11 protein-coding genes and 2 pseudogenes are annotated in these 23,866 nt (G+C 43.3%); 12 read left to right on the top strand and 1 reads right to left on the bottom strand.

Annotated features, from left to right (window positions below):
• The first annotated feature begins 1,344 nt into the window (after nt 1-1,344).
• Entirely contained in the window at nt 1,345-2,220 is an 876-nt protein-coding gene (locus AAF463_RS24620; RefSeq protein ID WP_350262528.1) for a ParA family protein, read from the top strand.
• Nucleotides 2,207-3,268, top strand: a complete 1,062-nt coding sequence (locus AAF463_RS24615) for a ParB/RepB/Spo0J family partition protein (protein WP_350262526.1) — start codon at nt 2,207-2,209, stop codon at nt 3,266-3,268. Before AAF463_RS24620 ends, AAF463_RS24615 begins: the two co-directional genes overlap by 14 nt.
• 800 nt (nt 3,269-4,068) lie before the next feature.
• On the opposite strand, the pseudogene AAF463_RS24610 reads toward AAF463_RS24615, so the two are convergent.
• Nucleotides 4,069-5,285, bottom strand: a pseudogene (locus AAF463_RS24610) (IS3 family transposase).
• Between the two features lie 1,850 nt (nt 5,286-7,135).
• Between AAF463_RS24610 and AAF463_RS24605 the strand changes: the two are divergent.
• From AAF463_RS24605 to AAF463_RS24560, 10 genes and pseudogenes are all read left to right on the top strand, one after another.
• A complete protein-coding gene (locus tag AAF463_RS24605) occupies nt 7,136-7,648 on the top strand; it encodes a fimbrial protein (protein WP_350262525.1) in 513 nt (170 codons plus the stop codon).
• A 241-nt stretch (nt 7,649-7,889) separates the two neighbouring features.
• The gene (locus tag AAF463_RS24600; RefSeq protein ID WP_350262524.1) at nt 7,890-10,250 is read left to right on the top strand and encodes a fimbria/pilus outer membrane usher protein; all 2,361 of its coding nucleotides are present in this window, start codon (nt 7,890-7,892) and stop codon (nt 10,248-10,250) included.
• Between the two features lie 7 nt (nt 10,251-10,257).
• Complete coding sequence (locus AAF463_RS24595; RefSeq protein ID WP_350262523.1) at nt 10,258-10,998, top strand: fimbria/pilus periplasmic chaperone; 741 nt, start codon at nt 10,258-10,260, stop codon at nt 10,996-10,998.
• A gap of 73 nt (nt 10,999-11,071) precedes the next feature.
• Entirely contained in the window at nt 11,072-11,521 is a 450-nt protein-coding gene (locus AAF463_RS24590) for a fimbrial protein (RefSeq protein WP_350262521.1), read from the top strand.
• 2 nt (nt 11,522-11,523) lie between these two features.
• Nucleotides 11,524-12,243 (top strand): fimbria/pilus periplasmic chaperone, encoded by a 720-nt coding sequence (locus tag AAF463_RS24585; protein WP_350262520.1) that lies wholly within the window; start codon nt 11,524-11,526, stop codon nt 12,241-12,243.
• The gene (locus AAF463_RS24580; protein WP_350262518.1) at nt 12,233-12,760 is read left to right on the top strand and encodes a fimbrial protein; all 528 of its coding nucleotides are present in this window, start codon (nt 12,233-12,235) and stop codon (nt 12,758-12,760) included. Before AAF463_RS24585 ends, AAF463_RS24580 begins: the two co-directional genes overlap by 11 nt.
• A gap of 146 nt (nt 12,761-12,906) precedes the next feature.
• Entirely contained in the window at nt 12,907-13,680 is a 774-nt protein-coding gene (locus AAF463_RS24575) for a hypothetical protein (protein WP_350262516.1), read from the top strand.
• Between the two features lie 478 nt (nt 13,681-14,158).
• Nucleotides 14,159-15,004, top strand: coding sequence for a hypothetical protein (locus AAF463_RS24570; protein WP_350262515.1), 846 nt, complete (start codon nt 14,159-14,161; stop codon nt 15,002-15,004).
• A gap of 967 nt (nt 15,005-15,971) precedes the next feature.
• Nucleotides 15,972-22,268 carry a membrane-targeted effector domain-containing toxin gene (locus AAF463_RS24565; protein WP_350262514.1) on the top strand — a complete coding sequence of 2,099 codons (6,297 nt, stop codon included), beginning with the start codon at nt 15,972-15,974 and terminating at the stop codon, nt 22,266-22,268.
• A 377-nt stretch (nt 22,269-22,645) separates the two neighbouring features.
• Nucleotides 22,646-23,853, top strand: a pseudogene (locus AAF463_RS24560) (IS3 family transposase).
• Nucleotides 23,854-23,866: the final 13 nt, after the last annotated feature.

Here is a 23,866-nt window from a genome sequence, read left to right as displayed (position 1 = left end):
TCAGAAATTTGATCAGAGCCTCCTGCGTGCTGCCATCTTAGAAAATTATAATCCCGTATTTCGCATGCGAAATTAATGCTGTCAGGATTTAAAAAAGAAGAACGAGGCGTTTTCTTAACTGAAGTGCTTAAATAGCTCAAGTTCTAACCCACAGCTTAATGCAATGCAAAATAAAAATGAGGCATTTATCCTGTGAAAAGGATAGGAAGCTGCTTGAGATATGAGCATAACCCGCGATAACCTAATATTCGTTGTTATAACCTATTGTTACACACGTAGAAGTAGCTTTTTATAATGTTTTGAAATAATTATCACGAATGCAATGTAAAGCCACGTATTTACTGTCATGAAGTATGCGCATTCAAATATGTAAAATGATTCCGGTTAATGCCCCAAAGATTTCGCATGCGAAATCAAACTCTCATAATGATTGCACTTGATTCGAATATAAGAATGTTAAATATCAGCAGTGTATATATTGAAGTTCAAGCTTTGGTTTTTACTTATACATGCACGGCATGTTAGTTACTTAACGGTTCACTAGTTGTTCACACTCAAAGCTTTCTTCGATGTTGCCCGTCCATACATGGTAACGCTGAATAAAAAAGCAACAAATCTGGTTTTAGTGATTAATGGAAATTTTGAATAGTAGAATATGGACATATGTTGAAAGACTTTGAGTAACTCACAATAATGGCCAACGATAATAAGACAATAAAGCAGCATGAATAAAGGTGAAATCTTCGGAATATCCGTATACGTCAGAATGGTCGCTGCACTGATGTACGATTGGGGACAATATTAACATGCCGAATGTCACTGATGTGCTGGAAAACAAAAGATACGTACCTTAAGTAAGTCGATTTCGCATGCGAAATGTCAGTAATTCACTGTGCTGTATATACAAATCAATATAAATTGTGAAACCATTAACTATAAATTAGAAAAAATTTAAAAACTTCCACCATGCCATCCTGACGCCTAGCCAGCTATACAAAGCTACAACTTGATGACGTACTTCCTCAAATTCATAATGATAATAACTACATAAAGTAACGTATTAAACTAATACTGATAGAACCACAAAGCGGTGTTGAAGTGTAGAAGAGAAAAGATTTTGCATGCGGAATCAGGCGTGATAAGAAGATGGAAAATGTAAAGCGTACATTTATAATGGCTAATGCTAACTAGTAGAAATGTAATTTCGCATGCGAAATTTTGGACGTTCAGCACCTTCAGCATTGATTACTTAACTCCCTCCAGGCATACTGCTCAAATTCAAGAAAATTACGTTTGAAATTGTTCTCAACGTAAGTTTCGCATGCGAAATATTAAGGCTCAGATATGCAAAATGGGAAAGCTGGAAAGGTTATCATCATAGGTAACCAAAAGGGCGGAGTCGTCAAAACGCAATCAACAAATGAGATTTCATATAATCTCCAGTTACTGGGTTATCAAACGCTGATGATTGATTTTGATAGCACTTCAGGTCTGACTGAGAGGATCTTTCCGGGAGAAATCCCATCTTCTATTGATGTTGACCCTATGGGGAATAAGTTCTCTCCGGGGCCTGCGCACGCATATCAGTTGTTTTTTCCGGATACTGAGGTTAGGCCTGAAGCCTTGCCAGATGGAAGACATATTTTTGGTTCTACCAATGAACTGGGTGAAGTCAACTATCGTCCGCAGGACTGCGTATTCGATTTTAAAGAGCGTATCAATTCTCTCAGAGGGCAGTACGATTTTATTCTCATTGATTCCGCTCCGGATTATAACAATTTGCTGATTGCATCCCATATCGTAGGCGACTACCTATTAATACCTACTTTACTTGAGAAAGGCTCGCGTATTGGCGTAGGCAAACAGCTTAACTATATGCAGCGTATTCGCAAAAACTATAATCCTGATCTGCAATTTCTCGGCACCTATATTACTCAGGCCAGCGTACAAAGCTACACACAACCTTTGCTCGAAGGCTATTTGACAGCCGTAGAAACGGAGAATCTGAAGCGACTTTACGAAATTCTTGAAGAAAAGAATTACGGCGAAGATAAGGTTTTAGGGCTCATTTCGTGGGTAAAAAACCTTGCTAAAGAAGCCATCGAACTCAGCATGACTATTAGAGAATATTCCCCAACAAGTAAACCAGCCATTCAATATCAGGCACTTACCAATCTGCTACTTGAACTGATTGGAGGTAAACATCATGGCAGCAAGTAAGTTTCAAAAAAAACTTCAGGAGCAAAAATCTGCTCCTCCTTCCATGCCACAGGTAGCTAGCAGCGTTGCCACGCGTAGTGCATCTGCTCCGGCAGGAAGTGTTGATTCAATCGGTATTCGCAGTGAAATCAGTCGCCCTGAAATGGAACCATCAGGTCAGATTGTCAGAGTAAGAGCAAGCGAAATTTATGAAGTTGAACAGGTGCGGCCAGAGGAAGATTTTGAGGATGAAGTGCTTGATGGCATGGTCGATTCTTTTTCTGAATTCGGCAACCTGACACCCCCACGTTGTTTTCCAAAGGACAGAAAGGGCTACCGTGTATGGTTTGGCGCAACCCGGGTCAGATCCATGAAGCGCCGCGGCGATGAATTTATTGATATATATGTTGGATCACCACCACGTGATGAACGACAGCGTATTATGGGACAGCTCATTGAGAATCTTCAGCAGTCGGGTTTAAAACCGCTAGCAACCGCGATGGCGTTTGAACGCTTAAAAAATGATTTTGGAATGAGCGGTGAAGATATCGCAAAAGCGCTGGGTAAACCGACAGCGTTCATCAGTAAGCATATGCGTATAGGTTCTTCACCTGAGAAGATAAGAACGCTGGTCAAAAAGAAAAAATTGTCTGATGTAGAGCTTATATATAATTTAATTCAGCTGAACGAAGTTGATGAAGCGTGTGCTGATGAATATATTGACCGGGCAAATGAAGGCAAAAATGTCACTCGTGCCCAGATAAAAAAGGAACTGCGGCGGATTAAAAATGGTGACAAGGTACCGACTACAGAAGCAGAAAATGAGTCCAATGAAATTTCGCATGCGAAATTCTTAAATAGTCCGAAACCACTTGAATCTGAATCTTCTGCAAAAAGTGGAACCTATGCTCAAAAATCACATCTGGATGTAATCGTAAAGGCTGATGGCATGGAAGGGCGCTTAATGGGAGAGAGAACGCCTGATGAGTTTGGCATGGTATGGGTACTGACTCCAATAGGTGAACTCTACATAGAAGCTGCTGAAGTCAGTTTACTGGGTTTGCGTTAAGTGTGGAGCTATAAAAGTTGATTCTGCAGATTATGGCAGGGCAGGGTGATAGCTAGTGGTAACATGGCTATCTCCATTGACTGTATTTGCTGGAGCTTTAATAGCGAGGAGTGAACGGCATAGTGCCGTTCACGTAGCTCATTACGTAAATGTACCCATTATGTTTAAATCGTCGTCTTAAAGAAAGACCTGATTCTACCTAGTTTAAGCATAAAAGAAGATCTTTCGATACGGTAAATTATTTATGAGTAATCAAAACGAACTTAAACCGTGTTAAATTGCTGTGAGAATTTACGCAGGTTAGGCACCCCTCCAGAACATTTTGTTTACATTGCGTTAAATAACTTCGTAAATCATTTAGCTCGACTGTTCCCCTGGATAATGGCCATTTAAAGACACCATACATCTTCCCATAATAATATTCATACAGAGGGCCTCAATTGTTCCTTGATCAGGATGATTCACACGTTCATAAGACGTTGAACACGGAAAAGTCTTAGAGGGGGATGCCCTTCTATCACCTAAGTTTATTCCTCCACACTAACCACTTATCGAATCTTATGAGTTCATATTGTCAACAAAAACCCTGTATTTCTGCACTGACGTTCAAAAAGTATCGCCGGGATCTTCATCCCCCTCTAATATGCCTGATTGAGCGAACATCGTTTAGATATGTCTTAAACATAAACTGGGCCCATTAAGCTCAAGACATGAAAAACTGCTTAAAATCAAAGACACGTTTAGCCTTATATTGAAGACCAGTCGCAAGATTGGAGTTGCCCCCGCTAAAACGCACACGGTTAATTCATAACTAGCAGCGAACTTCTGTATTCCCTCAGTGACTCCATTTTCAGCCCTTTATGGGGATGCCAGTTATTATAGTCTTCCATCCATTCCGTCAGTTTTTCTAATACAGTCACCGCATCCGGCAGGTCATTCACATACGCGTAGTCACGCTTGAACGTTTTAACGAACGATTCAGCCATCCCATTGCTCTCCGGACTGCGCACTGGCGTCGTACACACGATGAACCCGAGTGAGGAGGCGAACGTTCTTGTTGAGTCCGCTATGTAGCAACTGCCGTATCGGTCAGCCATTCAACGGTATGTGGCAGGTAAAGCGTATTGCCAAAGCGCTTTTCTACACTCTCTGTTAGCAGATCCTGCACCGTAACGCTGTTTATTCCACCTGCTGTCGCCGACCAGCTGATGGCCTCGCGATCACAGCAGTAAGGCTAAACACCTTCCGCACGACCTCCCGATTCCTGCAGCGGATTTCGAATCCATCTGAACACCAGCACGTATCTGGCTTAAGTGTCACGACGTTGCCGGTATGACAGCGCTCTGGCTTTTTATGGCCAGATTTTGCCAGCAACAGGTTATTCGCCCGCATGATCCGGTAAATACGTTTGGGGTTAACCCGCCAGTTTTGTTCCTTCAGCGCACGATTGAGGTGTGCAGTCACGCGACGATAGCCGTTTGTCGCCCGCTCGCTGCATATCTAGCGGATAAGCGTTAACAGTCGACCGTCATCATCTTTGCTATAGCGGGCTGACCGGTGCTCTTCAGTAACCGTTCATAAAGATTCGAACGCGATACACAAAGCACTTCTGCTATTCGGATGAAGGGGTATCGTCCGGTGGTAGCAATGGCATGGGCGATATCAACTTTTTTGCCTGGGCAATCTCAAGCGCGTCCCGAAGGATTTCGGCTTCCATCGTTTTGCGCCCCAGCATTTGTTCAAGCTGTTTGACTTTTTTCTCCAGCGTTTTGACTTCGGAGACGCTGACCACCTCGTCGCCTGCGGCGACCGCAGACTTCCCACCCTCGTTCATGAACCGTTTCCACTTAAAAAGAAGACTGGGTGTGATGCCATATTGCCGGGCAACGAGTGAGACGGTGTAGCCTGGCTGCATGGAGAGCGCAACAAAACGGGCTTTCTCATCGGGAGTATAACAACGGCGCTTTTGCTCGCCAGTGATCACTTCGATTCTTTGCACCGGACACTCCTTAAACATAGCTCTAAGACTATGTCTTACTGGTGAAGTGTCCGGTTTAAACGGGGCTAATACAAAGATTTTACAGGAGACATATTATTAAGCCCCGAGCGCAACCCCTTTCGGCGACCACAAAATAAATCCTAATATTCAATGCTTTATAGGATGTGACGTGACGAATTCTGATGTTGACCGTATGAAGGCGTTCAGCATATATCATATAGACAGACGGCGCCTGCATCAAAGCTTACCGCAGCGGCTCTGCAAACCGTAAACAGCAACGTTTCGGGGCATAGCTGGATGTGCAGCCATGGAGCTTTAAAAAAGAGGAGGAGTACGCACTTATGCGCAAATCATTGATTCCGCACGTGCCTCTTTGTACGGTGAAAACGATCAAACGATGTCAGCTCAACTCTGCTTATGAGGTCGTTTTAAAAATAATCCGGAAAGGGGTAAGAGACGTGCATGTTAATGGGGCCGTTATGCTGGCTCTGTTAAAGGGGAGCAGGATATAGCGGCAAAATGGCTCATGAATGATTTTCTGCAAGGGCGCTCGCACGCATGCCAGTACTGAAGATGCAGTCGACGGAAGCGATCAGCCGAGAAATTCACGGTATCGCAAAGAGATATATGAAGCGGACATCAGGACAGACATAAGCGTCAAACCTGATCCGGAAAGTACATGTCAGTAGTTAAGTCCAGTCATTGCAGTAAGTATCTCACGCATGTACGCGATGTTTCTGATCATACAGGACGTATTTGAGCAGTAAATATCAAAAAATAAATGGTAAAACGCATTCACACAGACAGGGTGAAATCCGTAACATATGCCAATTACTCAGCCATCAACGGTGCAGCACTGAAAGGAAAGTGGAAGTGAAAGCAAATAACGGTAGTATCCGGATCGGCTTACCGGTGGCAATGAATATGCTTTAGGATGTTCACTACAGGCTATGACTCATTGTTACTGTTTGCAACATTGTGAGGGCCATTACCAAATGGGAGCATTGATGCTGGATGGTATATAAACGTTGTTAAACAGCTGGCTTATGAATGCAATTGTTACATTTTTGTCTATACATTTGTATCGATTTTAATAGCAAAAACTAACAGTCCGGGTCAAAAGTTAAGATACGTAGCCGTGATTAATTTTGATGATGAACATTTGAACTAACAAAAAATATTATCGGTTGCGCCCTTCGCTGAATCAAAAGTCCTGATATGTATTATATCAAGTGAAGTTACTTATTGAATCGTCTGCAAAGTTAGGGAGATCATGACATTTATAATAAAAAAATCATATCGAGCAGTTATGCAACACAATTTTGAGGGCGTGAATTCAAAATTTACATATAAAGAACAGTTAATTAAACTTTTGGAAGGTGATGTCACAGTAGAAAAAATCCAAAAATAACTTATAATTCAAGCAGTAATCTGAATTATTAAATGAACGGACCGGATGTCATTTGCTAAAATATAAACACTTTAAGATACGTAGGCAATCTCGTATGGCCCAAATAATGGTTGGGGCATGGGCATAATGGAAATAGCATATTATAGTGGAAAAAGACAATAACTAACACATCATATTTGAGTTAGGGTAGGAGTGAAAATTTACGTTTCCCCTAGTGATAATCAGAGGCCAGTTTATTGTTGATAAACTAAATGATTAATAAATTAACTTTATTAATTTAAGAATGGTTTTAATTTAAAAACATTCAAAGTGTTATGTTTTTCACTGTTATATAAAAATCACTTCAGGTTAGATGTTGGCATAATGCATTATAGAAATCTTCAGTGTGTATTTACATTTCACGTAAATGATCCTGAGTCTTTATTAATTAAAAATGGCCTCGAAGTGAGTATATTCAATGAAGAAGATAGTAGCTTTATCCATTGCATTATGTGGTTCTGGTATGAATGTTAATGCCGCAGATACAGGAAAGGGACGCATAGATTTTAAAGGAGCAATTACGGAAGCCGCCTGTTCGATAGATCCAGATTCAACGCGTCAGGAAATTGATCTTGGACAAATTACGATGGCAGAGTTGAATAATGGTGGGATGTCAACGCCTCGCAATTTTGAAATAAACCTTGAAAACTGTGTTACTGATATAGAATCGAGTGTTTCTGTAACATTTGGTGGTATGCCCGCTGATGGTACAAATAAATTGCTTGGTATTACAGGAACAGCATCCGGAGCTGGCATTGCTATTACTGATGCAAGCGGAAAGTTGGTTACTTTAGGTGTTCCTACACCCGCACAACCACTAATCAATGGTAATAATACGCTGTATTTTTCAACACACCTTCAGGGCATGGATGGTGAATTACGAACTGGAGAATTTTCCGCAGTATCGGACTTTATTCTGACATATATGTGACATTTTTAACGAGCTCGTTAGACGTTTCATATGCTGTGGTAACTAAATGATAAGAGTAATGGCGATGATAGTGATATGTCGCCATTGTAATTTTTAAGTATCAAAGGGTTTTTTTGTGAAACTGTCCTGCAGAAGTAAGAGGGCATTAGCACTATCATGTCTCATAACTGTTAGTCACTCAGCTTTCGCTGTTGAGTTTTATACGGATTTAATTGATGCGAAAGATAAGGAAAATCTGGATATGTCCGCCTTCTCTGAAGAGGGATATATCATGCCAGGTATGTATGTAATGAATATTAGTCTAAATGGACGAATCGTCACGCAGGCAGACTTACGCTTTTACAATAGAAAAATCAACAAAAAAGTAGCAGGTGATAGAGGGAATTCAGCATGCATTACAAAAGAACTAATACCATTTCTTGGGTTGAAGGATCGTATTGAAGACAAACTTGTCTATGAAGACAATAATAAATGTGCAAAATTAGACGATTTGCCGGGTTTCACTGCAAAGGGCGAATTATCAGATTCTACATTATATCTTATGTTGCCTAAGAAATACTTAAAAAGTGAAGGGAATAAAGCGTCAAACTGGGAAAATGGAATTCCGGGAGTACTCGTAGATTATAATCTGGCACTATCCTCAACCCAATACTATCAGCGTGATAATATTCAGGCGGCAAGAGGGTATGGAACCTTTGGCGGGAATGCAGGGCCATGGCGATTAAGAGCGGACTTTCATTCAGCATACGAGAATGATTATTCTGAAAAATTATCCTTCGATTGGGATCGGATTTATATGTATCGTGCAATCTCACAAATCAACGGGGAATTAGAGATTGGCGAAGATTATCTTAATTCAGATATTTTTTCAGCCTTCAGGTTTGCAGGGGTTTCACTTCAAAGTGATGAACGAATGATCCCTGCGTCGTTACGCGGTTATGCCCCAGAGGTTCGGGGGATCGCTAGAACAAATGCCCTGGTTACTGTCCGTCAGAGTGGACGGGTGGTATACGAAACGATAGTTGCTGCTGGTCCCTTCACAATTAATGAGTTAAGTAGTGCAGTAAGTGGTGTACTACAGGTTGAGGTAAAAGAACAAGATGGTGAAATTACTTTTTTTGAAGTCGATACGGCCACAGTCCCCTACCTGACACGACCGGGCCAGTTTCGCTTTAAAACAGTAACCGGACGGCCACTTTCAAGAAGCCGTGAAACTTATGGACCTGCCTTTGGTCTGGGGGAGTTTTCCTGGGGTTTTAGTAATAATCTTTCAGTCTATGGTGGTGGCGCGTTTGCACAAGGCTATCAGTCATTGGCTTCAGGTATAGGGCATGACCTTAAATCATTTGGTGCAGTTGCAGCAGATGTTACATTTTCTAATGCCACTATTGATAATTCAGATCAAAAGGGAAAGGCATTAAGGGTAAATTTTTCCAAAAGATTCAGCGAATCAGACTCTGAATTCTCATTTGCAGGGTATCGATTCATGGACAGAAATTATTATGCGCTGGAAGATTTCTATGAAGAAAAACGTAATAAAAAAACCAAATACTTTCGTGGCAAGCAATCATTTACGGTCTCAGGTAGTAAGCACTTCAGAGAAAAACGGGCATCAATTTACATAAACTGGGGGCGGCAAACATACTGGGGGAAAGCTGCTAGCCGAAATCGCTATAGCATATCCTTTAGCAAATATCTCGATTGCATGAATATCAAAAATATTGGTTTGAATGTCAGTGTTATAAGCAGTCAATACAATAACCGACAAGACAGTTACGCATATCTTGGAATAAGTTTGCCAGTTGGTGATGGAACTGGCAGCTACAGTGGAACAATCGACTCTGGCAACATGAACAATAATGTCACTTACAGTGAGTTCGAAGACGACAACAGGGGATATCGGCTTTCTGGCGCCTTTGAAAATGGGCATGATAGCCAAAATCTCGCGCAACTCAGCGGTTATTATTACGACAATGCCGGACGTGAAGACATTACCATGAATGGGACATGGGCTGAAAAGCGTTATACCTCCCTCGGAGGCACGATAAATGGTGGAATGACGTTTACTAAAGAGGGACTTGCGCGCCACAGAAGTGGTGGACAAGGCGAAACCCGATTACTTGTTTCCACGGAAGGGGTCGAGAATGTTCCGGTAGGCAGGAATACGATAACTAACAGTCAGGGTATTGCTGTATTGACGGGAGTACCAAGCTATCACCCCTACGAAGCGGGTATAGATGTATCCCGATTGCCGGAAGATATTGAAGCATCTAGCTCTCACGTATCTAACGTATCATTATCTCATGGCTCAATTGGGCTAAGGCGCTTTGAGGTTAACCAGGGACGAAAACTCTCTGCCATTATAACACTTGATGATGGAACACATCCTCCCTTTGGCGCCTCTGTCCGAAATCGCCAGGGTCGGGAGTTGGGCATCATTTCTGATAATGGGGCGGTATGGCTTAGTGGTCTGAACACCAGAGACCAACCCGCGGTTCACTGGAATGAAGAAAGGCAATGTTTACTCTCGGAGGTTGATATCGCATCTCAGGATACGACGACCATCAGATGTTTGAGCATGGATAAAAACTATGAGGGATGAGAGAAATATGATTTTTGATTCAAAATTTATGAAAAGGGTAATGTTTACGTTATTAATTTCTCTGCTTGAGGTGAGTAATGTCCTGGCTGCTGTATCAGTAGATCGTACCAGAGCAATAGTAGAAGGTGTTAAAGGCCAGGCATTAATTAACATTCATAATTCAAGTAGTGATAAGCCATACCTGGTACAGGTATGGCTGGAGACTTTAGATGGAAAAAAAGACAGAATCCCATTGAGAGCCATACCTGCCATGCAGCGTGTTGATGCCGATAAAAAAGCTGTTATCAGGATAGTTCCAGATTCAAACATCAATACTTTATCTAAAGATATAGAAAGTGCTTTTTATATTGCAATAAGAGAAATACCTCCGGTTTCAAAGGAATCTAATAAATTACATCTTGCACTGCAGACAAAAATAAAAGTTTTTTATCGGCCTGACTCATTGTTAAAAGATGCGCGGAAACACTGGGATATCGATCTGAAGCTCGTCAAAACTCAAACCGGGTACGATATAGTCAATCCTACTCCATTTAACACCACAATCATAAACCTGTTCGAACACAAGGCGAAAGAGAAACGCTCCGGTTTTACACCGGTCATGATAAACCCGCATAGTCGCGTTAAGGTAAACTCACCACATTACTTAATGCCAGCGATGCAGACAATTACCGATCATGGAGGTAAGCCGGTACTTCTATTTGAATGTAACCAGGATACGTGCACACCTAAAGAAAATGATGAAAGTTAACATGTTACATTCTTGTCGTTCAGACAGAGCTTTGATAGCTTTATTTGCACTTCACTTTTTAAGCCAACCGTGCATGGCTGATACTGATTTAATATTCGAGGGAGTTCTGGTTAACCAACCTTGCCGTCTTTCTGAACTTTCACGGGAACAAACTCTGGACTTCGGTGAGGTGAATAAAAGGGACTTCAGGGATGGGGGGAAAAGTAAATCTGTTCATTTTGATATAACTCTTGAAGACTGTGTTGTATCTGGTAACTCCGTGGTTGCTTTGACGTTTGAGGGCGAAACAGATCCCGTGCAGGAAGACATGTTTGCACTACATGGTGATTCAGAGGGTGTTGCAGTCGCAATAAGACATGTTAACGGTGAAATCGTCAAGCCAGGGGTAGAAACTTATCCTGCTGCCCTGAATGAGGGGACTAACAAAATTAGCTGGCTGGCTTATTTATCAGGTCCGAATTTAAACATTATCAAAGAAGGGAGCTTTAATGGTTATGTTGTTTTTACTATGCGATATGATTAAATATGAATGCTAATCGGTTATTAATCGCGTTGTCTGTGGTTTTATATAGTTCTCAGGTGCTATCTGCCATAAGTCCCGACAGAACGCGTGCGATAGTCAGCAAAGATGATCGATCGGTTGTTTTGACTCTGACGAATGGAAATGAAAATCATCCCTATTTGTCGCAATCCTGGTTGGAGGATAAAAATGGGAATAAGGTCATAAATGGTCCTCTTATTGTTCTGCCCCCTTTACAACGCATCGAAGCCGGTAGTAAAAGCACAATAAGAATTATTTCAACCGATGCGGCATTAAAATTACCGACAGATCGCGAGACCGTATTTTACTTAAACATTAGAGAGATCCCACCTATTGTTTCAGACAACAGTTCTCTCACTTTATCATTACAGACAAGGTTAAAAGTCATGTACAGACCTGAAGCTGTCAGCAGAGAATCAATGGAAAACGCCTATAAAAAAATCTCAGTAATGACAACTGGAAATGCAACCAATCTGAAAAATAACACTCCATTTTTTTTAACGGTAGTTGATATCAGAAATGGTAATGGAATTAAAAGCTATGATAGATTTGAACCTTTCATGTCCGATCCGTACAGTAATATGGATTTAGGTGAGTTAAAATTGCCGGATAAAGGGCGTATTGACGTTTTTTATATCAATGATTATGGCGGTAGACAAAAAATTACTCTCAACTGCCAGGAACGAAAGTGTGATGCGAATTGAGAATCGGACAACCTTGCTTTGGTTCCTAAGGGTTATATATGTAATATTTTTTGCACCCGAAACGATGGCGATAACACATGATAATACACTTGAGATTGGCGTTGTTGGTAAGCTTATAACCCCACCGACATGTGTAATAAATCAGGGAAAAACCATTCGCGTTAACTTTGGTCAAAATGTAGTCGTTCAAAAAATTTCCGACGGTCAATACTCACAAGTGGTTCCGCTTGAAGTGGAATGTGATGCTGAGAATTCTGATAATTGGATGATGGAAATTTCAGTTGCAGGACGTCCCGCTAATTTTGATGTGAGTGGAGCAACGCTTGAATCTGACACACATACGGATTTAGGCATCAGGCTAACTCTTGATGATAAACCTCTCAGGATTAACAGCTGGAAAGCTATAGATCCCGCCAATTTACCGGAACTTCGGGCTGAGGTTTCAATGCGTCCGGGCGCTACGCTTGAGGAAGGCCCTTTCCAGGTTACAGGTACAATTAAGGTAGAATATAATTGAACATTAAGAAGATTAAAAATTTCACTAGGGATTGCGCAGTAGTGCGTTCTCTCATGATGACCCTTATATTGTTTACAGCATATTCGGCCAGGGGAATAGCATCCGGGAACGTAAACGGACTATGGCCAGTGGTGACATCCGTCCAGATGAAATACGTTAATGCTGATACATTTGATATTACATGGTATTGGGAAAATGCAGCGTTGACGTTGTCGGAATCGGAAGCAGATCAAACGATCAACATCGGTAGTCGTGCTTTTATTGCCTCTTTTTTTCTTAAAGGAAACGGTCCCAGCAATGGTTTTATAATGGACCTTTCAAATTACGCACCCTATGTTGCTGCTAATTATACTAATCGAACATGGCGAGAATTAGTCGGTCAAACCGGAAAAATCGGTGGGGGTAAAGCCAGTTTTGTTTCTTCAGTGTCAAAAAAAATGATGGGGGATGGATTATGCCTGGGGTTCGGCCTTTTTCCTCAGTATCATGGGGAGGCTGACAATCACACTGCAAATTCGCTATCTTCTACTCTACCTTCCGGGGTACGTGCTCTGAACCGATGCTTACCTGTCCCTGCTGCGGCAGAATGGTGTTTATTCAGAGATAATTTCCGGGAATTTGATTTTGATGTCATCAGGACGAATCAAGCAGAGGGGCGTTACCAGACCCAGGATTTAAGAATAGATTGCACAGATGAAATAATGTTTATACTGAAACTCAACAATGGTAAAGATAGCATACCACTTAACAATGGAATGAACGCTTTGCTTACCTTAACGTCATCCCAAAAACCTCTGACTACACCCGTACGAGGATTAAAAGGGCTGAACTTGGTTCCACTCAATGTAACGCTTCAGGGTAAGCCTGCGAACGATGGTCCTTTCAGCGGCAAAGGTGTATTACTTATAGAATATCCGTAATGTATATTATTTTCATAAAAGGACTTAGTTTTACCTTCAATTAATTTGTTATTTTGTTAAGGCTGGGGCGATTCTTGACGTACTAAGACGTCTTTCGTATGACTGTCGTTACTGGCATGCAGCATAAGCGAGATAAAATAGAGCGGAATCTATGTCTAATGTTAGAGGCTTAACAGATTGACAAAAAATCACAGGAGATGAAGCATCCCTTTTTCGAATTAAAATGCTTGTTATAATGTTCCCGCTTGAATACATGATTAAATGATGCGATATTTCGTGACTTTTCACACTGTAATAGGCTACTGTCAATTGACGTTACCAATATGAGACCTGCCGTGCCACATGCTCAGTTTATTTAGTTCTCCTTGTTATATCCAATTTATGTAATGTCAATGTATCGCCATAACGTTGATGGTGAACTAACGTAGCATTATTTCATTACGCATAGCCCGAATAAGTAGTTGCAAGAGGAGATTTCATGTCAAGGAATTATGGGTCATTTGTGGATTTTCTTTTTGGTAAAGATAAACCGGTCATCGAAGGAAAAGGCTATGTACGAGATAGATATGCTGATTTTTTTTTAAAGCTTAAGAAAAATCTTTTTGATTTTGTCTATAACGAAAATCTGTCTCCATCACAGTGTTCTCCTTCATTAACGTTCGCCCGACTCTATAAAAAATACAATGGAGGTTTTTACCGTGAACGCACTGCGGATGAAACCCTGAGAGATTCACAGGTAATAAACGACGTAAGCATTGGTAGTGTTGAGTCAATGATTTTATCTGAATATGTTCAGGCTGATAATAATACGCATATTATGATTAATTCATGGTTGAGGCGGGGTAATTGTTCTGAGCCCGGAGCGCGGTTGCATGCAGAATTGTGTCATGCCATGAAATTTATGGACGATTACAATGGGTATGCTTATCGTGCCATTACTGTTCCTGCGGGGGTATACGGTAAAAAGATCAAAACTGGCAATCTCATTCTCGATAAAGGTATCATGTCAGCTTTCGCATTACCTCAAAATGCCATTCATTGGATGGAGTTCTGGCTGGAAAGAAATTTATTCTGTTCAACCCCAAGTGAGTTTGTTTTCTTTATTTTTGATGAAAGCATTCATAAGAAAAAAGCTTCAGACGAATTGATACCTGATAATATTCTCATCAATCCGGGTGAATTATTTTGCATTTCAGAAATGATTTTTATTGAAGGTGATGATACGGTGCAAAGTGCTACACTGGTCGTTCTGAAAAAAGCTTTGGCTCATGATGAGGTGGTCGTTAAAGATATTTATAGCGGAAATATCCTCCATCTTAATTAACGGCTTATGCCACGTCGCGACTTAACTTTAAATTTTGAATAATCAAACGATCATATGTGACATTATGATGATGGGTATTTTAGTATGCCGTAACTTGATTGTTAAATAATGAAATTATCATGTCCGATTTTATCGTTTTTTCCAGTATACCTACACCTGAACGTGCCTTTTTCAGACCATGCTTTGCATCTTTGATTAAGATAATGCTGATCCTACAGTTTAATAACATCTTTTTGATTCAGGTCTGAACTGTCTTTATGACAGGGTTAGAGTGGTGTCTGAAATCCACATTATAATCATTGAAAATCCTTTATTATGGTTTGTTAAATATCTCTGTTTAGTTTTAACGAGCTGTTATGGAATGGAATCTTCCGTTTCCGATGAACCAGATAATATTTGGCTTCTCCTTATTAGTCCACTACAGGTCATGCCAGTTTGTGTTTATGAATTTATCCTCTTTACTATCATTGCAAAAAACACACTCCGTCTGTTTGACGCAGGAGTCGGGACTTCAATTCATGTTAGCCCTGCTGCGAGTATTTCAAATGAGCTGAACTTAAGAGATCAGAAGTGAGTTTCGCCAGATAATTACGTTTGCTGCCATCGATAACGTTGAGCAAACGGAATAGCCGAATTCCGTATGAAATTAGTCACAGACAGTATGGCTGGTTACACACTATTTTTATCACATTGGTGATGCCAATGGTCAGAAATTCTGTTGGTAAAACCCATAGGTCCCATTTCTGGACGTTGAACAATGACAAATTTGACCCGATTAAAATCCCTTCCACTGCCTTCATCATCATCATCGCAAATTAACCCAGATAATAACCGAACCCGTAATGCATTCACTCCTGTCAGTGTGCGTAATCTACGGTCGAAAGTATTAGAAAACTCTCTGTGTCCCGACACTGCATCGTGGCGCAGTCAGCAACAGCCCGAAATTGATTCTTCTATGCGGATACTTATGAATCATTACTCATGGTATACCGCTTTTAACAGCCTTTTTTCTTACAGCTGGGCGATGGAAAAAGACGCTGAATATCATCAGGCAAAGACCTTAGTTGAAACAGCTTTACTGATAAATGCGATCAGCAGATGTACTGGCTGGCATGATGAAAATGATTGCAGGGCGCTGGCAAAAAACGTACTGATGGCATTCAACTTCGAAGACATTGATTTCGCAGCATTAACCGGGAGCATTGTTGACGTCATTACATCACATCCCGGCAAAACCATTCATGAACTTATAGATGGGCCATTAACGAGGCGGTTAAGGCACAATGCGCGGGCAGATCATAAAAATAAACAACGTGCTTTTAGCTATCAATCTTCACCTCACCCTATAGCCCTTATTACGGAACTTCTGCTGCATTTCTCCGGCCCTTTCATGATGTATGGAAAAGCCAGTGTTGAAGTCAGCTACAAAGTAAAGGCGATGCTCGCTGATATTGATGACGACATTCGTTATCTTGCCTCCTCAAATCCTGAGAACCTGAGACTGAAAGAGCGAGAAATCAACAAACAGATAAAACTGATGCGATGCTGGCAGGCGACGCTATCCGCGCCTGGCTGTACAGAAACTCTTAAGCGTTTCCATGACGCAAAAGAACAACTTCATGATTTCAGATCGCTCAGGAGAACCGCGTTAAAAAAACACCAGAATATTCGACGTTGGGATCCCTCCCCGAATCAGGCTTCGGACAGTGCTGCGAGTCGTCATGCCAGCTCACTCCTTGCGACAGCAACAGGCGTGGGTAGTCTTATGATGCAACCTGTTTTTTCAGGAGGCCTGCCGGCTACGGGCGGTCTACGCCCTTCGGGAATATGGGCAGATTTATATCGTGCTGGCGTGTGGGGGGCAGAGAAAGCGCTAACAATGTTCACATCGCATCCTTATTCAGCGGTTACTGCCGGATACTGGCTGCTGAATAAGGCAAAGCATTCTCTGGATAGACTGACGCAACCTGCAGGTTTCCATTCTCTGATTTCAGAACAGAGCGCTCCTTCTTATACTGCGGGCTTGCAGGCAAATCAGGGCAGTGCCGACCTGGTTGAAACGGCCCATCAGATGCATGACCTAACGGGTGATATTCTCATTCATACTGAGAACAATCTTAGACTCCCCCATGCTGAGCAGATAATCCTTCCTGAGAAGCTAAGTCTGCGTTACGCGCGGCATGTCCGCTCCCTGCAGGACAATGTTACTGCGGATTCATCATACTCAATGGCAGCAACGATTTCGGCTCCTGTTTTGGCGGGGAGCGCCTCAGAGGACAGCGATGAAGTCACTGTTGAGCTGATGAACAGTGAAGATGAAATGGCAACCCGGCTTGCTGGCTGGCTTAAGAGCAGTGTTGATGAATTCCAGGGTAATTTAAACATGGATGAGCTTACCCGGTTCTACCAGCTGATAAAAAGTCAGAAAGAGCCGCAGTTTTACAAAGACTATAGAGACAATATAAATCAACTGCAGCTGCGACTGGCAAGGATACTAAACCTTGAAGACGACCGGGGCATGCTGATTAGCGATTTCACCACTGTGTTTATTCATACTCAAAACCCTCCCCAGGATTTTCGGGCCAATGGCGGGGGAGACAAAGGCCGGCGAGGGATCACTATCGACAGTCAGGGACGCCCCAGAGTGATCCAGCCCTCCGTATCATCGGGATCTTTGTGGGATTTTATTTGCACCGGTGTGTCTGACTCGGTAACTGGCGATGGGCCTGATGCAAAAATTTTTCGTGATAAAACATGGCTGACGATGCCTGGGCGAAACGATCAATTTTCCGGAGAGGAAAATATTCTTCGTCTGCTGAAGCAGATACGTAAATTTGATATGGGTAAGCAATTACGACGCTGGGGGGCGGAATATACAGGAGATGGTGCTAAGGCAAACCGCACAGGCATCTGGGCTTCTTTACCGCAATACAATAAAAAGAACTTTGAAATAGCTCTTTTTGATGCCATGCGTAAAGGACAAATCACCCGATTAGTTTTTGAATCACTTAAACGAATAAGGAGGGAGAATACATCAGGATTAACCTCGACAATACGATGGCATCAGTTTTATCTGTTTGAAAGACCTGCTGCACCCCGCAACAGCTTTGAGGACGCTGTTGAGGACGTGCTTGCTATGCCCATGAGATACATTGACTGTAATGGGGGCATGGCGCGCCCTGATCAAATTGCGGGCTGGTTACTGCACGTCAATGGTAGTTCAGGCTCTGACTACTGCAGCTATATCCCAGGGAGAATCGGAAGGGAATTTATGATGCACGCCTCTCAAAAAGAGGCTGAACGAGAATTGACAGAAGAAATAAATAACGAACTGGAAAAGAAGGCTATTACAGGTCACTGGATATTTAATGCCATCTCACTGGAAACGTTACACGAATTCAGAATGGTGTTTAAAGACTCCGCTATTGACGAAGAAAACTTAAACCCGTTAGCAAAAATCTTATACTATTTTATTAATTCACAAAAGGAGCTTTCCTTTGCGGTTAAAACGACTAATAGCTGTAATAACAGTGAGTATCCATTCATCGATAACGTAGTCTTTCTCAACGTTGAACGCTTTAAATCTCCGATGAATCACATCCAGACCAGCCGGGAAGCAAGCCTGCAGATTTATTATCGTCGCGTCCTGGCCTCTGTTAGCGAAACCGTTGAGTTCATTACAATGCCATTACCCGGAAAAGTATCGTTTCCGCTGCGGGACTGGTTATTTCGAATATTAATCGTAACGAATGTCATTACCCTGCCGTCAGATTTAGCCATTGATCCACCTGCAGCACTGAGCACATTAACCGATATACTGGATTTGACCATAGAGAGGAAAAGTCAGGGGTATTTATCAAAACAAATTAAATCCCGCCTGAAGGGATGGCGAGTGTCTGCCGACAACCGGGGGCAACCCGCAGTGTGGGATCCCGCCGCATCAGCAGTGTATACGTTTAGCTATATGCCCAGTTCGGCACTGCTCAGTGAAGACGGTATCTGGCGAACGGCGGATGGGGAACAATATGTTTACATCGATACATCGAGTGGCGTAAGGGTTTCACAAGTCAAATGTCAGGATGAGCATCTTGTCATTATACATTCGGAACTGAATGGAGTGGAACCGGTATTAAAACGCGTCAGTATTGACCGCTGGGCGCTCGATCTGGATGGGCACTATTCTCAGGATATTATGAAGCTCATCAGGGCCTCAGTCGTTAATACTGCAGTCTCATCCCTGTCAGACAGACAGCTTGAATTAATGATGAGATCCAGTGACACCACCCTCGAGGCGCTCATGGCGTACTGGCGTTGTGACACGCTCGCGCCTCATGCCTTGCTGGTGGCGCTTCGGGAACTCCGTTCAAGGAAAGTAGCTCTTGAAATCGGTGAGTACGTCAGTTCTGGTCAGCTCGAACGGCTCCCTGAGCAGGCTGAACCGCTTGTATTAGCTCGTCTGGCGAGCATGTTTAACGTAAGGGTATTAGTCAAAGATAATGATTCAGGCAAAGAGGTCATTTACATCCCCAATGGAGGGGAAGCATATACAATGTTTAATATCGTACGGCATGGTCTCTGGAGCTATAGCTGGTCAGAGGGATCAGATGAAATAACCGACTCTTCTCCATTCAAAATTTTTGCCGGGCGGGAGCATCGCTTACTACTCAAGCGGCCTAAAGTGCAAAAAGCATCTGCAGAATCCATCGAGCAGCGGGCACATAAACATATTGGCAGGTGGTTCAGTGCAATTGATCATCAGGAGCTAGTTTATGATGCGCTGATCAATGCTCGTCGTTTGCCACAGGAAATGAATCCACATGTGCGTGAGTTAATGCCTCAGAAGGTTATGGCAAGCGAGCCGGATCGTAAAAGTCAGCTGGTGCGCTGTATTTTCAATAATCTGGATATCAAGGAAATTTCACGTTATTCAGATGTCATTACTGCATCAACCCGTTCGGAAAAGGGGTTGAAAATCGCAGGTGAAGCCTGGCAGCATCTGACAAAGCTTTCTGACGAAAGGCGGCTGACTTCTGCAAGAGTCATCCTGAGTGAGGAGGCGTCTTTTGGCCTGACTACGGATGCGGAAAATCTTTTTTACTCGACGTTGGTTGCACTCGACAGTTTCCCTGTCGATACGGCTGTGATGGTTTCTGACGCAGGCAAGTCTGGTTCTGGGGAGTTCTGGGGGCCCCCTGATGCCGGAAGAATCATTCAGATCATCAGGACACGGAGTGCTGCTGGTTTCAACCGTTACCATGCAACACGCCCAATGGCAGATTCGGAAGTTAACTTCAAGACCATAAACGAGCTGGAGCGGACATTTGCACAATCGTTTCCAGACGCTGAAAGCGTGATTGGTGATTTACATGTGCACCTGATGGATCGTAAAAAATTGCTCGCTCCCCTGTATTTAAATATGGTTTCTCCTGAGGATGCACCAATTCTGCAGTCATTTCACCCGCAGCCATCATTAAGTGAGTCGCTGACCGGACCGGACAGCGACAACCTGTATCATTCAGCTTCCGGCCAGAGCTATATCAAAACGCCTAATCATTACTGGCCAGTAAAATATCTGGACAAAACTTTTAATACCCGGGTAGGGCAGTTATATCTGATTGACCTGCACTCTGGTGGTTCCGCTGTGGCACAGGCTATCAATGTTTCGGGTAAATGGATGGTCATTGATACAGCGCATTATTTTACCTCTGAAGGACATGCGAGAAGGGTAATTCAGCGCTATGCCGTCAGCGATCCTGAGCTGTTAGCGGAGTTAATAAATAATAGCTGGTCAGAACATAATCCCGCGCAGCTTCACTGGATTAACGGTCAATCTTATGTTCGACATATATTGACCTACCCAAAGAAGCAGAGCAGTGAAGTAGTGTTCAACCGCGTATTAAAGCAACACGAGGGTGAACTGGAGATCCTGAAAAGTGATAAAACTGCCGGAGTGAATACCGGGCACTTTATGTTCAAGGTGGATAATCACTGGAAACTTGTTGCCGGTCTCAAGGGGGGAATGCCCGTTGAACTGAATGGTAAACCGGATGAATATTTCATGAGCAACGCAGATGCAAAATTGCTTTACTCTTTTGATGGTTCGGCACTTATACCCGGAGCGCCAGCATTAACCATTCCGGAAGCTGAGGAGACCAGAGGGCGCCTTTATCGTATTCAATACACGCTTTTTCAGCGTGCAATGAAGCTGGTAATGATGCTTGAACGAAAACCGGCTACCTGGTCATATCTGACAAGCGTCAGCGGACAGCTCACTGTAGACGATATGATTAAACAGACTTATCAGCATGCACGAGGCATGATTGTCGGCGAAAACCACACCTCAGTTAGTGCTAAACAATTCTTTTACCAATATATGGCAGCTTTTAAAGCTGCGGGTGTTTCAACCATTTATCTTGAGGGGATTACGACAGAATTGTGGGCAGACGATCTGCATTTATATAACGCCATGCCACCCGGCACCCCTTTACCAGAGGCATTACGTACCGGGTTAGGGATTGCTGACCGTAATTACAATCATCAATCCCAATCCTTTAATCGGGTAAAACTGATTGAGACTGCACATGCATACGGTATCCGCATCGTAGGTATTGATGCACTCGCCAGTGATATTGGTATGGCCGTACAAAGTGATTATATCGAACGACTGATTCTGTTTAATTATCTTGCTGCCAATATCATTCAGCACGACCAGAAAGAATATCCCGGTAACTGGGTCGCGTTCACAGGTCTCGCCCATACCAGCGAGGTGAACGGCACACCGGGTTTATCAGAAATATTACGGGTACCTTCCGTACGTGTCAGCGATCAGGTTCAGGGAGACACTCGTGTGACATTGGGAGAAAGTTTCTTTATTTACTTCGATGAGGAGGAGTCAATGATCGTCAGACATGATGCTCACATAAGAATGACGACTGGAATCAGCCTTGAGCGTCACCCTCCTTTTTTAGCGCAGGATGAATTTTTTATCTCGCCGCTGGGCGTTATTTCATATCGCAGATCATTACAACCCGATGTGATTCAGACGACGCCAATAATCTGGCATCCCGGGAGTGGGCACTTTTCCCTTCAGGATTGTCCTGACGCCTGGGGCCATGTTAAAGGAAAACGTTTCCGCACAACCCGGGACTTCATTAAAGCAATGGAGATGGACAGCATGACCTTTACCAATGGCCCTGGGGTGCTGCATATAGGGTCATCAGCATCGTCAGATCAGCATAAAGTAAAACTTGAATCATTTTTATAAGATGCATGGTGTATGCGCTAAACCAGTGACAGGTGCATACACCCGGGATTGCTGTTAAGAGCCAGATAACAAGCTTGGGAAAAACGCGACGCGGATGGTGAGTCTGGAAAGAACACTCTCTTAATGTTAAAGCCAGGGCGGCGCGCATGGTAGCCAATTGTCAGTGTTCATCAGTAGCTGCCGCATGAATAATATACCGGAGCATTATCGCAACAACGTGCAGTAGGTGATCTCCTGCTGCACGTCCATCCGAGTTGATAAACTGATACTGTGTCGCGTCATCATGCGCAGGTAGTCATCTCTTGTATTAGCCCCCGTTCAAACCGGACACTTCACCAGTAAGACATAGTCATAGAGCTATATTTAAGGAGTGTCCTGTGCAAAGAATCGAAGCGATCACTGGCGAGCAAAAGCGCCGTCGTTATACTCCCGAAAAGAAAGCCCGTTTTATTGCGCTCTCCATGCAGCCCGGCTACACCGTTTCACTCGTTGCCCGGCAATATGGCATCACACCCAGTCTTCTTTTTAAGTGGAAACGGCTCATGAACGATGGTGGGAAGTCTGCGATCGCCGCAGGCGACGAGGTGGTCAGCGTCTCCGAAGTCAAAACGCTGGAGAAAAAAGTCAAACAGCTTGAACAAATGCTGGGGCGCAAAACGATGGAAGCCGAAATCCTTCGGGACGCGCTTGAGATTGCCCAGGCAAAAAAGTTGATATCGCGCATGCCATTGCTACCACCGGACGATACCCCCTCATCCGAATAGCAGAAGTGCTTTGTGTATCGCGTCCGAATCTTTATGAACGGTTACTGAAGCAGCGCCAGCATCGGTCAGCCCGCTATAACAAAGATGATGACGGTCGACTGTTACCGCTTATCCGCCAGATATGCAGCGAGCGGGCGACAAACGGCTATCGTCGCGTGACTGCACACCTCAATCGTGCGCTGAAGGAACAAAACTGGCGGGTTAACCCTAAACGTATTTACCGGATCATGCGGGCGAATAACCTGTTGCTGGCAAAATCTGGCCATAAAAAGCCAGAGCGCTGTCATACCGGCAACGTCGTGACACTTAAGCCAGATACGCGTTGGTGTTCAGATGGCTTCGAAATCCGCTGCTGGAATCGGGAGGTCGTGCGGGTGGTGTTCAGCCCTGACTGCTGTGATCGCGAGGCCATCAGCTGGTCGGCGACAACAGGTGGAATAAACAGCGTTATGGTGCAGGATCTGCTGACAGAGAGTGTAGAAAAGCGCTTTGGCAATACGCTTTACCTGCCACATGCCGTTGAATGGCTGACCGATAACGGCAGTTGCTACATAGCGGACTCAACAAGAACGTTCGCCGCCTCACTCGGGTTCATCGTGTGTACGACGCCAGTACGCAGTCCGGAGAGCAATGGGATGGCAGAATCGTTCGTGAAAACGTTCAAGCGTGACTACGTGTAAGTGAATGACCTGCCGGATGCGGTGACTGTATTAGAAAAACTGACGGAATGGATGGAAGACTATAATAACTGGCATCCCCATAAAGGGCTGAAATTGCAGTCACCGGGGGAATACAGAAGTTCGCTGCTAGTTATGAATTAACCGTGTCCGTTTT

The organism is Pantoea sp. BJ2, from assembly GCF_040255075.1.
Lineage (GTDB): Bacteria > Pseudomonadota > Gammaproteobacteria > Enterobacterales > Enterobacteriaceae > Pantoea > Pantoea leporis.
The sequence above is the reverse complement of the archived record's forward strand: the minus strand, read 5'-3'. Positions and strand labels throughout refer to the sequence as shown.